This window comes from Agromyces seonyuensis (genome assembly GCF_009789225.1).
GTDB classification, from domain to species: Bacteria; Actinomycetota; Actinomycetes; order Actinomycetales; family Microbacteriaceae; genus Agromyces; species Agromyces seonyuensis.
In genome coordinates, this window is record NZ_WSTA01000006.1 from 25,978 (window position 1) to 40,256 (window position 14,279).

General features: G+C 70.1%; 12 protein-coding genes. 2 read left to right on the top strand and 10 right to left on the bottom strand.

What is annotated here, in order from left to right; all coding sequences use genetic code 11:
• Positions 1-7: 7 nt before the first annotated feature.
• Both GB864_RS02460 and GB864_RS02465 read right to left on the bottom strand, forming a co-directional pair.
• On the bottom strand, positions 8-1,537 hold the full coding sequence (locus GB864_RS02460) for an MATE family efflux transporter (protein WP_160422765.1): 1,530 nt from the start codon (positions 1,535-1,537) through the stop codon (positions 8-10).
• Positions 1,538-1,643: 106 nt separating this feature from the next.
• On the bottom strand, positions 1,644-2,681 hold the full coding sequence (locus GB864_RS02465) for an SDR family oxidoreductase (RefSeq protein ID WP_160422766.1): 1,038 nt from the start codon (positions 2,679-2,681) through the stop codon (positions 1,644-1,646).
• A gap of 124 nt (positions 2,682-2,805) precedes the next feature.
• Between GB864_RS02465 and GB864_RS02470 the strand changes: the two genes are divergently transcribed.
• A complete protein-coding gene (locus GB864_RS02470) occupies positions 2,806-3,636 on the top strand; it encodes an MmyB family transcriptional regulator (RefSeq protein ID WP_160422767.1) in 831 nt (276 codons plus the stop codon).
• Positions 3,637-3,656: 20 nt separating this feature from the next.
• On the opposite strand, the gene GB864_RS02475 is transcribed toward GB864_RS02470, so the two are convergent.
• Both GB864_RS02475 and dnaB read right to left on the bottom strand, forming a co-directional pair.
• The gene (locus GB864_RS02475) at positions 3,657-4,418 is read right to left on the bottom strand and encodes a hypothetical protein (protein ID WP_160422768.1); all 762 of its coding nucleotides are present in this window, start codon (positions 4,416-4,418) and stop codon (positions 3,657-3,659) included.
• 430 nt (positions 4,419-4,848) lie between these two features.
• The gene (dnaB, locus tag GB864_RS02480) at positions 4,849-6,216 is read right to left on the bottom strand and encodes a replicative DNA helicase (RefSeq protein ID WP_272898145.1); all 1,368 of its coding nucleotides are present in this window, start codon (positions 6,214-6,216) and stop codon (positions 4,849-4,851) included.
• Positions 6,217-6,843: 627 nt separating this feature from the next.
• On the opposite strand from dnaB, the gene GB864_RS02485 reads away from it, so the two are divergent.
• Positions 6,844-9,981, top strand: a complete 3,138-nt coding sequence (locus GB864_RS02485) for a M14 family zinc carboxypeptidase (protein WP_160422770.1) — start codon at positions 6,844-6,846, stop codon at positions 9,979-9,981.
• Positions 9,982-10,110: 129 nt separating this feature from the next.
• Here the strand turns inward: GB864_RS02485 and rplI are convergent, their stop codons facing one another.
• The 6 genes from rplI to GB864_RS02515 form a co-directional block, all read right to left on the bottom strand.
• Positions 10,111-10,563, bottom strand: coding sequence for a 50S ribosomal protein L9 (rplI, locus tag GB864_RS02490; RefSeq protein ID WP_160422771.1), 453 nt, complete (start codon positions 10,561-10,563; stop codon positions 10,111-10,113).
• An 11-nt stretch (positions 10,564-10,574) separates the two neighbouring features.
• Positions 10,575-10,832, bottom strand: a complete 258-nt coding sequence (gene rpsR / locus GB864_RS02495; protein WP_160422772.1) for a 30S ribosomal protein S18 — start codon at positions 10,830-10,832, stop codon at positions 10,575-10,577.
• Between the two features lie 78 nt (positions 10,833-10,910).
• Entirely contained in the window at positions 10,911-11,453 is a 543-nt protein-coding gene (locus GB864_RS02500) for a single-stranded DNA-binding protein (RefSeq protein WP_160422773.1), read from the bottom strand.
• A gap of 5 nt (positions 11,454-11,458) precedes the next feature.
• Positions 11,459-11,842, bottom strand: coding sequence for a 30S ribosomal protein S6 (gene rpsF, locus GB864_RS02505; RefSeq protein ID WP_160422774.1), 384 nt, complete (start codon positions 11,840-11,842; stop codon positions 11,459-11,461).
• 182 nt (positions 11,843-12,024) lie between these two features.
• The gene (locus GB864_RS02510; protein WP_160422775.1) at positions 12,025-12,693 is read right to left on the bottom strand and encodes a hypothetical protein; all 669 of its coding nucleotides are present in this window, start codon (positions 12,691-12,693) and stop codon (positions 12,025-12,027) included.
• A gap of 113 nt (positions 12,694-12,806) precedes the next feature.
• Entirely contained in the window at positions 12,807-14,237 is a 1,431-nt protein-coding gene (locus GB864_RS02515) for a CCA tRNA nucleotidyltransferase (RefSeq protein WP_160422776.1), read from the bottom strand.
• Positions 14,238-14,279 lie beyond the last annotated feature (42 nt).

Here is a 14,279-nt window from a genome sequence, read left to right on the forward strand (position 1 = left end):
GGCGCCGTCAGCGCCGCGCCCGGGTTCTCGGTCGGGCGTCCCGGCGCAGCATCCCGCGCCGCGCCCGCCCCGCGAGGTCGAGCGAGGCGAGCCTCGGCTCCTGGACGGGGATCGCACCGGTGACCACCGCATCCACGGTCATGGAGCCGTCGACGGGCCCGATGACGGGGATCGGGGTCGTCGGGGTCGCGGTGCGCGGTTCGACGCGCATCCGCGCGAGCCGACGGTGCTCGATCGCGTACGCGGGGATGAGCAGTGCGACGGCGCCGAGCCACGCGAGCGGGTTGCTCCACACGACGCCGACGAAGCCGAACACCGCGCCGAGCGCGACGGCCGCGCCGACCCGCATCACGAGCTCGACGACCCCGGTGACGGTGGGCACGACGGTGCGGCCGAGGCCCTGCAGGGCGCCGCGCAGCACGAAGAGCACGCCGAGCGCCGAGTAGGTGAAGCCGTTGACGGCGAGCATCGTCGCCGCCTGGTCGACCACCGCGTCAGCGCCGTCGCCGACGAAGAGACGCACGAGCTGCGCGCCGAACGCGATGAGGATCGCGCCGAGCAGCACCGATGCGGCGATCGACATCCAGACGGACTGCACGACGCCGCGGCGGATGCGGTCGGGGCGGCGGGCACCGTAGTTCTGGGCGGCGAACATCGACACGGCGAGGCCGATCGACTGCAGCAGGGCGACGGCGATCGAGTCGACGCGCGAAGCGGTCGTGTACGCGGCCACCGCGTCCGCGCCGAGGGTGTTCAAGGCGACCTGCACCGAGATCGTGCCGATCGCGATGATCGAGGCCTGGAACCCCATCGGCAGGCCGACCCGCAGGTGCTCGAGGAGCTCCGCCTTCGGGAAGCGCCAGGACGCCCGCGTCAGGTGCAGCACGGGCAGCCGACGGCGCGCGTACTCGAGGCAGAGCAGCACCGAGACGGCCTGCGCGACGACCGTGGAGAGCGCGGCCCCGGCGACGCCCCAGTCGAGCGGGCCGACCATCAGGACGACGAGCCCGACGTTGAGCGCGCACGCGATCGCGAGGAACACGAGCGGCGTGCGCGAGTCGCCGATCGAGCGGATGATCGCCGACAGGTAGTTGAAGAACATGATCGCGGCGGCGCCGAGGAAGCTCACCTGGGTGAACACGACGGCCTCGGGCAGCAGTTCTTCCGGCGTCTGCATGAGCCGCAGCGCCGGCTCGGCGAGCAGCGGGGCGCCGACCGTCAGCAGAACGCTCATCGCCCCGGTGAGCGCCGTGCCGATCGCGACCGACCTGCGGACGGCGTCGTGATCGCGCGCGCCGTACGCCTGCGCCGTCGGGATCGCGAAGCCCGACGTGACGCCCCACGCGAATCCGAGCAGCAGGAACAGGAGGCTGCCGGTCGCGCCGACGGCGGCGAGCGAGTCGACGCCGAGATGGCGGCCGACGACGATCGCGTCGGCGACCTGGTAGAGCTGCTGCACGACGTTGCCGACGAGCAGCGGCACGGCGAAGACGAGGATGACGCGCCAGGGCGCGCCGCTGGTGAGGGTTCTGGCCATCGGGTTCTCGAACGGGAAGTCGGCGGGAGCGGCACGCGGCGGTCGCCGGGCCCTCCCGAGTTTATCGAATCGATTCGAGAATCGAGCGCCGAATCGGCCTTCGCGCCTACCGGATGCCGGCAGGGCGCCGCCCGACGAGGCTCTCCGCGGCGGCGCGGACGGCCTCGCGCGGGTCGCGGGGCGCCCAGCCCAGCACCCGGCGGGCCCGCTCGTTCGAGGTGCGCTTCGACCAGCCGAGGTCGGGCACGACCGAGCGCGCCTGCGCAGAGAACAGCGCGGCGATGCGGATGACGAAGTTCGGCACCGCGCGCGTCGACACGTTCGGCGCGGCATCGCCGAGGTCGTCGCGAATCGTCGTCGCGATGTCGCGCATGGAGAGCGCGGGCCCGTTGGAGAGCAGGAAGCGCTGCCCGGCCGCATCAGGGTTCGTCATGGCGAGCACATGCGCGCGGGCCACGTCGCGGACGTCGACGATGGGGATGTAGAGGTCGGGGAGGGTCTTCAGGTCGCCCTCGATCAGGTTCTGCACGATGTGGTTCGCGCCCGACACGGCGCCGCCGAGCAGCGGCCCCATGACGGCGACCGGCAGCATCGTCGTGAGCGCGGGCGCGTCCGGTTCGCGCTCGACGAACTCCCATGCGGCCCGCTCGGCGAGGGTCTTGCTCTTCCCGTACGCGTCCACGCCCGGGCCGTCGAGCACCGTCCAGTCGTCCTCGGTGAAGACGTGCGCGTCGTGCGGGTGCCCCCAGCTCACGGCGTGGAACGCACTCGTCAGCACGACGCGCGGCACGCCGGCGTCCCGCGCCGCGCGCAGCACCCGGAGCGTGCCCTCGCGAGCGGGCACGATGACGTCGTCCTCGTGCTCGACATGCCCCGGCATGACCGGGGACGCGACGTGCAGCACCACGTCGATGCCGTCGGTCGCGGCCGCCCAACCGTCGTCGGCGAGCAGGTCGGCGACGACGAACGTCAGGGGCGCGTCGGCCGGCATCCCGGCGCGCTCGAGCTCGGTGCGGACGCGGTCCGCCGTGTCGAGCGAGCGCAGCGTCGCGCGCACCTGGGCACCGCTGTCGAGGGCGGCGAGGATGACGTGGCCGGCGATGAAACCGGATCCACCGGTGACGAGGACTCGAGGGGCAGGCATGCGATTCTCCGTATCTCTGGGGTGCCTCCAGCCTCCGCCGCGCGCCGGGCGCCAACCAGTGCCGCCGCGTTCCTGGTAGCGGCACGCCCATGCGGCCGGCCGCACCCCGTGCCTAGGGTGAGGTGTGGACGACGCGACGAACTCCCTCGGCGAGTTCCTGCGCGCCCGCCGCGATCTCGTGACCCCGGAGCAGGCGGGCATCCCCGTCTCCGGCGTGCGCCGGGTGCCCGGACTGCGCCGTGAGGAGGTCGCGATGCTCGCGGGCATCAGCAACGAGTACTACCTCCGGCTCGAGCAGGGCCGCTACCGCAACCCGTCCGCCCAGGTGCTCGAAGCCGTCGCCCGGGTGCTCCGATTGGATGACGAGAGCACCGCGTATCTGCTCCGGCTCGGCACCGCGCCGACGCGTCCCCGCCGTCGCCGTCCGCCCGCGGTGACCGTGCCGATCGGCGTCCAACGGCTCGTCGCCGACCTGCCGCTGCCCGCCTTCGTCGAGGGCCGCTACCTCGACGTGCTCGCCGCGAACGCGCCCGCCGCGGCGCTCTCGCCCCGGCTCGTCGTCGGCCGCAACCGGCTCCTCGACGTGTTCCTCGACCCCGACGAGCGCGACCTCTTCGTGGACTGGGACCAGGCGACCGAGGGGATCGTCGCCTCCTTCCGCCAGTCCGTCGGCACCGACCTCGAAGACCCGCGGCTCATCGAACTCGTCGGACAGCTCTCCCTCTCGAGCCCGCGGTTCCGGCGGCTGTGGGACCGCCACGACATCGGCGGCCGGCGCGGGGCGCTGCTGCGCTTGGAGCATCCGGTCGTCGGACTCGTGCACCTGCATCGCGAGAAGCTCATCGTCGCCGAGGCGCAGCAGCTGACCGTCGCGATCTACCACCCGGCGCCCGAGCCCGCCGATGCCGACAAGCTCCGCCTCATCACGGCGGCCGCGCTCGACGCCGCCCGCTAGTCGCGTCAGCCGTCAGCCGGTCAGCCGGTCCGGCCGGTCTCCGGGAGCCGCTTGCGCCGGCGCCACGCGTCGTGGTGCACCGTGCCGCTGATCGTGTGGATGCCGACGATCACTACCCACAGCAGGAACGGGAACACCGCGAGCACGGCGTTCGCCCACCCGCCGACCGAGAAGAGGTCGGCCTCGTCGGTCCCGCCGAACATCGTCGGCACCGCGGCGAGGTTCAGGGCGGCGGCGACGTACGCGAAGACGGCCGTCCAGAGCGGCAGCACCGCGGTCATGCGCACGAGGTAGCCCGCCGACGCCATGACGAGCGCGGTCAGGATGCATCCGATCGAGCCGAACAGGAGCATGTGCCCCTCGATGAGCGCGCGGATGACGACCCCGTCGGCCTGCCCTTCGGCGGCGTCGAGCCCGGCTCCGCCGGACATGGCGTCGCCGACGAGGGTGACAGCCACGTAGACGAGTCCCGCGCCGAAGCCGATGTCGGCGACCCACGACAGCTCGGGGTTGCGGGAGGTGACCAGCTGCCGGAACCCGCCGAAGAACACGATGAGGCTCGTCATGAGGATCGAGTCGGCGAGCACGACGGCGAGCGTCCCGTTCGCCGTGCGTTCGAAGTACGCCTCGAGCCCGGCAGCGTCGGTGAGCCCCGGCCGGGCGCCCTCGAAGAACTGCCGCGCCCCCTCGAAGGCGAGCGCGACCGCGACCACGATCGACGCGACGCCGGTGACGCGCCGCACATCGGGCGCACGTCTCGTGCGCGGTACCGCCTCCGTCATCGACCGTCCTCCCACCCCAGGAACCTGCGGCCGAGCGGCGGCCCGTCCGGCGGGTGCCAACCTACAAGGACCCCGGGGATTCCGTCGCCCGCCCGAGGACGGCGTCGACAACGCAGTCCGTCCCGTCCGAGAACGGACCCGGCTTCTCGGCGCTTCCGCACCGAGCCGGGCGGTTCAGTCCACGGGCTTCGCCTGCTCCAGACGTCGCCGGCACGATGCGGAAGCGTCCCGTCATGTCCCCGCGCGAGAACCCGAGGGAGTCGTACAGCGGGCGCCGGCCGGTCGCGAAGCGGGCGACGAAGGCCGAGCAGTCCGGCATCGCGCGTTCCTCAATGGATCGGGCCCCGCCTCGCGGCGGGGCCCGATGTGTTCCGGGTTGTCTCGGGTTCTTCGGGGGCCGCCGACGCGGCTCGCCGTCATCCGGTGGGAATCAGGTGAGCTGCTGCATGTCGGCGAAGCGGGAGAAGTGGCCGTGGAACGCCACGGTCACGGTGCGGGTCGGGCCGTTGCGGTGCTTGGCGACGATGAGGTCGGCCTCGCCGGCTCGGGGGCTGTCGCGCTCGTAGGCCGCTTCGCGGTGCAGCAGGATCACCATGTCGGCGTCCTGCTCGATCGAGCCCGATTCGCGGAGGTCGCTGATCGCGGGCATCTTGTCGGCGCGCTGCTCGGGGCCACGGTTCAGCTGCGAGAGCGCGATGACCGGCACCTGCAGCTCCTTCGCGAGCAGCTTCAGCGCACGCGAGAACTCCGAGACCTCCTGCTGGCGGCTCTCGACGCGCTTGCCGCTCGTCATGAGCTGGAGGTAGTCGATGATGATCATCTTGAGCCCGACGCGCTGCTTGAGCTTGCGGCACTTCGCCCGGATCTCGACGAGGGTCATGTTGGGGGAGTCGTCGATGTAGAGCGGCGCACCCGCGATGCGGCCCTGCACCTGGGCGATCGTCGACCAATCGCGGGAGTCGACGGTGCCCTTGCGCATCGACTGGAGCGGAATGGACGCCTCGGCCGAGAGCAGTCGCATCGCGATCTCGGACTTGCCCATCTCGAGGCTGAAGACGATGGTGGGCGCGTCGTGGTGGATGGCCGCAGCCCGCGCGAAGTCGAGCGCGAGCGTCGACTTTCCCATGGCGGGTCGGGCGGCGACGATGATCATCTGGCCGGGGTGGAGGCCGTTCGTGAGGTCGTCGAGCTCCGCGAACCCCGTCGGCACGCCGGTCATCTTGCCGTCGGTGTGCTTGGCCGCCTCGATCTCCTCGATGGCCTGGGTGACGGCCTCGCCGAGCGGGACGTAGTCCTCGGTCTCGACGGACCCCGTGACGGAGTAGATCTCGGCCTGCGCGTTGTTCACGAGGTCGACGACCTCGCCCTCGCCGGAGTACCCCATTTGGACGATGCGGGTGCCGGCGTCGACGAGCCGGCGCAGCAGCGCGCGCTCGGCGACGATCTCGGCGTAGTAGCCGGCGTTCGCCGCGGTCGGCACGATCGCGGTGAGGGTGTGCAAGTACTCCACGCCGCCCGCGCGGCCCAGTTCGCCCGACTTCGTCAGCTCGTCGGTCGCGGCGATGACGTCGGTCGGCTCGCCGTGCGAGTAGAGGTTCAGGAGGGCGTTGAAGATGACCTCGTGCTTGGGGATGTAGAAGTCCACCCCGCGCAGGGTCTCGACGACGTTCGCGACGGCGTCGGTGGAGAGCATCATCGCGCCGAGCGTGGACTGCTCGGCGAGGAGGTCGTGCGGAGGGGTGCGCTCGGCGCCGTGACGGACGTCTCCGGATTCGGGTACCAGGTGCGCGATCGACAACTCGGGCTTCCTCAGCTTTCTCCTCGTGCATGGATGACGCAGGCACGACGAACAGCGCCCGGCCTGCACTCTTCGCTTCGACGTGAACAGTCCAGCACCGACCGCCGACATCCATCGGTGACACGCACGGACGCCCCCGGGTTCGTGCGCGGACTCACGCTATGTAGCGCCGATCCACAGCGCAACCCGGCCTGTGGATAACTCTGGGGACAATTGCGCGGAGGTGGGGGAGAAGATGTGGACAGGGGTTGTGGAGAACTGTGGAATCAGGCCGAACTACACCGCTGTGATTCCAGCTTGACCGGGTGTTTTCTGATTCCACAGGTGTGTGTGGAAATCAATTCCGAACCCGTGCACACCTTCGGCGTGTCCTGTGCACAACTCTCACGAACATTCCTCAGGTACCGCTTGCCGCCGAGGGCGGATCGGGTGTAGACGCAGCGTGATCACGACCCGGCGCTCGCTGCGCTCCGACACACGCCCGTAACCGGGGGGTTGTCAGACGTAATACGCAATCCATAGATTCGCCACAACTGAAACACAGGCATCCGCCGGTCTCCAGTCGGCGGACGCCGACCTCGCGCGCCGGGCCCCGTCCGCGAGCCAGCAGAACCGAATGGAGTACCCGTGCTCAGACGTACCCTCGCGGGTGTGTGCACGACGGCCGTCGTCCTGACGTCGGCCGTCATCGCAACGCCCGCGTTCGCCGCGGTCGAGCCCCCGGTCCTGGACATCGTCCGACCGGTCTCGCCGCAGATCCAGATGCCCGCGCAGTACCCCACGCAGCCGGTGCTCGAGGTCGTCCCCGACCTGCCGACCGACGCCTCGATCGCGCGCGGCGTCATGCCGTACGACGAGATCGCGCCCTTCCTCAACGGCGTCATGGCGTCGAGCAATCGCGTCTCGGCGCAGGTCGTCGGCAAGTCGGCCCTCGGCCGCGACATCTACATGGTCACCGTCACGGCGCCGGAGACGGCGGCCGAGGTCGCGCAGCAGGCGGTGTGGCGCGACACGATCAAGCACGACCCGGCGGCCGCATCCGCCGACAGCGCCCTCCAGGCCGGCTACAAGGTGCCCATCTGGTACAACGGCAACATCCACGGCAACGAGTGGGAGGGCACGGACGCGACCCTCAACTACATCGAGGACCTCGCGACGAGCGACGACCCCGCGGTGCTCGACCTGATCTCGAAGAACCGCCTGTACTTCACGGTCACGAACAACCCCGACGGCCGCGCGCTCGGACAGCGCGCCACCGCCAACGGGTACGACCCCAACCGCGACTTCATCACGGGCGCGACGGCCGAGGCATCCGTCGTCCGCGACCTCGCGAGCATCCTGCAGCCGACCTACTTCATCGACCTGCACGGCTACACCAACGTGCTCCAGGTCGAGCCGTGCGGGCCGCCCCACGGCGAGAACTACGAGTACGACCTCTTCGTCCCGCACGCCTACGCCACGGCGCTCGAGATCGAGGAGCGCGTGACCGCGGCGAACATCCCGGGCAACACGTACTACAACCCCTCCACCGGCGCCACGACCACCACGAACACGGGCTTCATCAACATCCCGTTCCGCGACCAGCGCGCCGGGTGGGATGACTGGCCCCCGATCTTCGCCCCGCAGTACGTCGCGTACCAGGGCGCGATCACGAACACGGTCGAGCTCCCGCTCGGCCGCAGCGGCGACCAGCCCGCGCGCGCCAAGATCAACATCGAGGTCGCCGAGATCGTCGTCGACACCGTGTCGGACTACGTCCAGGAGCACCGCGACTCGCTGCTCGACAACCAGATCGAGATCTTCCGCCGCGGCCTCGCGGGCGAGGAGAGCCGTGTGATCCCGGCCGATGTCGCGCCCGAGGACCTCGCCCCCGGCGTGCCCGCGGAGTGGACCTCGATCTGGGACGAGACGGACGTCTACAACGCCGACTACCCGCGCGCCTACGTCATCCCGGTCGACGACACGCAGCGCTCCGCCTCCGACGCCGAGACGCTCGTGCAGCAGCTCCTCGTGCACGGCATCGAGGTCTCGAGGACGACGGCGCCGTTCACCGCGGACGGCACGACGTACGCGGCGGGCTCCTACTACGTCGACATGCATCAGCCCGTCCGCGGGCTCGCGAACGTGCTGCTCGACGACGGCAGCGACATCTCCGAGCGCGTTCCCGACATGTACGACATCTCGGCGTGGAGCCTCTCCCTCCTCTGGGGCGCCGACGTCGCGTCGGTCGGCTCGACGACGGATGCCGCTCCGACGACCGCGCTCGTGCCGGTCGAGGATGCCCCGCTCTCGGGGTCGATCCCGGCCGCGGGCACCTACCTCTCGTTCGAGCCGCGCGGCGTCGCCGACTACCAGGCGGTCAACGAGCTCTTGGCGGACGGCATCGCGCTCTCGCAGCTGGCTGACGGCACGATCATCCTCGGTTCCGACGCGGCGAGCTACGCCGCCGCCGAGGCCGCCGCCGAGATCTACGGCGTCGACTTCACGGCGATCGACGGCTTCGCCCTCGCCGACGAGGAGAGCACTGCGCTGAGCTCCGTCACCGTCGGCTACGCCGGCACGTTCGAGGACCGCGATGCGCTCGCGAAGCTCGGGTTCGCCGGTGCGATCCCCGTGAGCGCCGCGACGATCACGTCGGGCGCCGTCGACCTGACGTCGATCGACGTGCTCTACGTGGGCTCGAACCTCACCTTCAGCGGCGCCCAGGCCGCGGGACGCGCCGCGCTCGACGCCTACCTGGCGGCGGGCAAGCCCGTCGTCGGTCGCGGAACCGCCGGCTCGACCTTCGTGAACACCTACGGCATCACGAGCGCGTCGGGGACGACAGGAACCAGCGGCTCGAACGGCATCATGCGCGTCGACACCCCCGCCGAAGGCGTGCTCGGCGACTACCCGCAGGACACCGCGTTCGGCTACCCCTTCACGTGGTTCACGGGTCTCGGCGCGAACGCCGTCGTCGAGCAGACATACGCGAGCGGCGACCCCTTCGTCTCCGGCCACTGGGCGTCGTCGACGGGTCGTTCGCAGGCGGATGCCGCCGGCAAGGCGTCGGCGTTCTCCGCGGTGAGCCCTGCCGGTTCGAAGGCGTTCGTCTTCGGCACGAGCCCGACGTTCCGCAACCACCCGGTCGGCGCGTTCAGCGACCTCGCCCGCGCCATCCACTGGGCCGCTCCCGAGGGGGCCGCTGTGCCGGTGCCGAACGACGTGACCAAGCCGGTCGCGACGCTCGTCACGCCGACCACGGCCGGTCCGTTCCCCTCGCTCCAGGTGCGGGTGGATGCCACGGACGAGCGCGGTCTCGCCCGGGTCGTCGCGAACATCTACCAGGACGGGAAGCTCGTCAAGAGCACGCAGACCGCCGCCTCCGGCGCGAAGTCCGCGACGCACACGGCGACCGTGTCGCTCCCCGACGGCGCCTACACGGTCAAGTACAACGCGTCCGACCTCGCCGGCAACATCGCCAAGACGGGCACGTTCGCGTTCTCGATCGATGCGACCAAGCCCACGGCCACGGTGAAGGACGGCGCATCCTTCACGAAGGCGGCGTCGAACGGGGCCTACGACCTGGTCTCGTACAAGCTCTACGACGCGCAGAAGATCGACCGCGTCGAGCTCAACGGCGTCGTCAAGAACCTGACCGACAACGTCTGGTCCGACGTCAACTTCATCAAGCCCGGCGTCTTCGGCGCCGTGCAGGGTGAGAACACCCTCGTGGTGTTCGACGTCGCCGGCAACGCGAAGACGTACACGTTCATCCTGAACTGACGCGTCGACGACGAGAGGCCCTGGGGGAACCCAGGGCCTCTTTCGTTCCGATCCCGGGCGCGACCCGGAATGCGGAAGGAGGCGGCGCTGGGCATGAGCCCGGCGCCGCCTCCTCCGTGCGGGTGCGACTTACTTGGCCGCGATCACCTGGAGGGTGATCGTCGCGGACACGTCGTCGCGCAGCTTCGCGATGACCTGGTGGTCACCGGTCGACTTGACGGCCGAGGGGATCTCGACCTTGCGCTTGTCGATCTCGCCGAGACCGGCGGCCTTGACCGCAGCGGCGATGTCGGCGGGCTTGACCGAGCCGAAGAGACGGCCGCCAAGGCCGGCCTTCACCGTGAGCTTGACCTTCGTCGACTCGAGCGAGGCCTTGAGGGCCTGGGCGTCCTCGAGCGAGTGGAGCTCGCGGGCCGCACGGGCGGCCTTGATCTGCTCGACCTGCTTCTCGCCGCCGCGGGTCCACGGCGTGGCGAAGCCCTGGGGGACGAGGTAGTTGCGGGCGTAGCCGTTCTTGACCTCGACGACGTCACCGGGAGCACCGAGGCCGTTGACCTCGTGCGTGAGGATGATCTTTGCCATTTTCGTGCTCCTTAGCGGCCGGAGCCCGAGTAGGGCAGAAGGGCCATCTCGCGGGCGTTCTTGACGGCCTTGGCGATGAGACGCTGCTCCTGCACGGAGACACCGGTGATGCGGCGGGCGCGGATCTTTCCACGCTCGGAGATGAACTTCCGAAGGGTCGCGACGTCCTTGTAGTCGATGACGCCGACCTTGACGGACTTCGCGGGGGCGGCGTTCTTCGCGCCCTTTCCGCGGGGCTTGCGGCGGTCGCCGCTGCTCTTTCCAGCCATAGTCTTTCCTGTTCTGAAATACGTGAGGTTTCGCGCCGCCGGTGCCGATTCGGCACGCTGTGCGCGCGGCCCGAAGGCCTAGAAGGGGGTCTCGTCCGAGTAGTCGGTACCCGGAGCGTTCCACACGTCGCCGCCGGCGTTGCCACCGGGAGTGCGAGGTGCCCACGGCTCGTCGGAGCCGCCGCCGTAGGACTGGCCGCCGGCGTTGCCGCCATACGAGCCGCCGCCGCCGACCGCACCGCGACCGCCGCCTCCTCCGGAGGCACGGGTCACACTGGCGGTCGCGTACCGCAGGCTCGGGCCGACTTCGTCGACCTCGAGCTCGATGACGGTACGGCGCTGGCCGTCCTTGTCGTCGTAGGAACGCTGCTTGAGACGCCCGGAGGCGATGACACGGGTTCCCTTGGTGAGCGAACCTGCGACGTGCTCGGCGAATTCACGCCAGCAGCTCGCACGCAGGAACAGCGCTTCGCCGTCCTTCCACTCGTTCGACGCGCGGTCGAACGTACGAGGAGTGGAAGCGATGGTGAAGTTGGCAACCGCCAGCCCGTTCTGCGTGTAGCGCAGCTCGGGGTCGGCGGTGAGGTTGCCCACCACGGTGATGACGGTCTCGCCGGCCATCGGGACTAGGCGTCCTTCTTGGCAGTCGCCTTGGCCGCGGAAGCGGCCTTCTTGGCGGCCTTGGCCTCGGCGGCCTTGGCCACGGCGGCCTTCTGGGCGATGCCGGCCTCGGCGCGCAGGACCTTGGTGCGCATGACGGCCTCGCTGAGGTTCAGCTGGCGGTCGAGCTCATCCGTGGTCGCGGACTCGGCGTGGAAGTCGACGACGGCGTAGATGCCTTCGGCCTTCTTGTTGATCTCGTACGCCAGACGACGACGTCCCCAGATGTCGACGTTGTCGACAGTGCCGCCATCGTTGCGGATGACGTTGAGGAACTTGTCCAGGCTGGGAGCAACCGTGCGCTCGTCGATCTCGGGATCGAGGATCACCATCAACTCGTACTGGTGCATGACTCACCCACCTCCTTCGGACTCAAACGGTCGCAGTATTTCTGCGACAGGAGGGTTCAATGCATGCGTCGCACCGCGGAGGCCCCGAATAGGGCGCACGGGCAACCTGAACAGCCTACCCGACGATCCCTCGAGTCTCCAGTCGGGCCCAGGCAGGGCTCAGGATGCCTCGTCGAGGCCGGTCAGAAGATCTCGTTGCGGTCGCGTGCGATGGCGAACCCGTGCGACGAGTCATCCTCGATGCACGTCACGCCGGCCTCTTCCGACGTGCACGTCACGCCCTCGAAGGAGATCTCGCTGCCGTAGGGGAGCACGAGACCGGTGTCGACGACCTCGTTCGGCGTCCAGACGCCGCTGTTCATGAGCGGCCAGACTCCCTGGCCCGCAGTGGCTTCGATGCCGCGCCCGCACGCGATCTGCGCGCCATAGCACGGGTCGCCCTCGGATTCGGATGCGAACTCCCAGTCCCGCTCGTCGATGCTGCAGCCGTAGAGCAGCGCCGCACCGCCGCCGTCGGTGCGCTCGGAGGGGTCGATCTTGCAGTGCAGGTTGCCCGAGGGGGAGTCGAACACCACACCGTCCTCGAGGTCGACGTTCGAGCCCAACTGACCCGCGAACTGCTCCTCGAGCGCGGCGGTCCACCGGTAATCGGCCGGATCCACCGCGGTCGTCGTCTCCGTCGGCGTCGGTTCCGGCGTGGTCGCCCCCGTCTCGACGGGTGCTTCAGTGATGACCGTGCTCGGGGCGGCATCGGCGACGGCCGCCGGGTCGGCGCACCCGACGAGCACGAGCGGCACGGCGGCGGCGAGCAGGGTCGCGGCGACCGTGGTGCGGAGGGTTCGCTTGGTCATGAACATTCGTCCTTTGTGCGCGGGTTCGGGGCGCGCAGCGTGATCTTATGGGCGGCCGCGGTGGACGTACCCCAGTGCTCGCCCGGACGAGACGCAATCGAGACCGACACCGATCAGGCGTCGCGTACGGCCCACCAGGCGAGGAGGCGTTCGCGCGCGGCGTCCTCGCCGATCGGCCCGTCGTCGAGTCGCACGTCGAGCAGGAACTTGTACGCCTCGCCGACGAGGGGACCGGGGCGGATGCCGAGGATCTCCATGATCTGCTGGCCGTCGAGCTCGGGGCGCACCGCGTCGAGCTCTTCCTGGGCGGCGAGCTCCGCGATGCGGCGCTCGAGGTCGTCGTAGGCGAACTCCAGCCGTTCGGCCTTTCGGCGGTTGCGGGTGGTCACGTCGGAGCGCGTGAGGATGTGCAGTCGCTCGAGCTGGTCGCCGGCGTCGCGCACGTAGCGTCGCACTGCGGAGTCGGTCCACCCCGCGTCGCCGTACCCGAAGAACCGCAGGTGCAGCTCGACGAGCCGGCTCACCGCGTCGACGGTGTCGTTGTCGAATCGCAGTTCGCGCAGGCGCTTGCGGGCGAGCTTCGCGCCGACGACGTCGTGGTGGTGGAACGACACCGCACCACCCGGTTCCAGCCGACGGGTGCGGGGCTTTCCGATGTCGTGGAGCAGGGCGGCGAGCCGCAGGACGAGGTCGGGGGAGTCGAGCGTTCCACGTGAAACCTCGTGTCCGATCGCCTGCCGCAGAACCGTGAGCGAGTGCTCGTAGACGTCTTTATGGTGATGGTGCTCGTCGACCTCGAGCTTCAACGCCGGCAGCTCGGGGAGCACGAAACCGGCCAGACCGGTGTCGACCAAGAGCCGCAGACCCGCGATCGGGTCGTCCGTCGAGAGGAGCTTGGCGAGTTCGTCGCGCACCCGCTCCGCAGAGATGCGCTCGATCGCCGGCGCGAGTTCCGTCATCGCGGCGAGCGTGCCGGCTTCGACCTCGAAGCCGAGTTGCGACGCGAACCGCGCCGCGCGGAGCATCCGGAGCGGATCGTCGCCGAAGGAGACCTCGGGCGCCGACGGCGTGCGCAGGACTTGCGCGACGAGGTCCCCGACCCCGTCGGCGACGTCCACGAGCTCGAGCTTCGGCAGCCGGAGGGCGAGGGCGTTGACCGTGAAATCGCGCCGCACCAGGTCGTCCTCGATGGAGTCGCCGAAGACCACGTCGGGTTTGCGCGACGCTCCGTCGTAGGCATCCGCACGGTACGTCGTGATCTCCACGGTCTCGCCGGCGATCTTCGCCCCGATCGTGCCGAACGCGCGACCGATGTCCCAGTGGGCCTCGGCGATGGGCTTCACGATGCCGAGGATCTGCTCCGGCGTCGCATCCGTCGTGAAGTCGAGATCGTGCACCGGGCGACCGAGGAACGCATCCCGCACCGGGCCGCCGACCAGGGCGAGTTCGTGGCCCCCCGCCTCGAAGGCGTCGGCGAGGGTGGAGACGGCGGGGGAGGCGGCCAGTTCGCCCAGCCGATCGAGGGCTGCCGCGACACTCTGCATGCCCTCCATCGTAGGCGGGAGGGCGCGAACGCCCCACCGTGA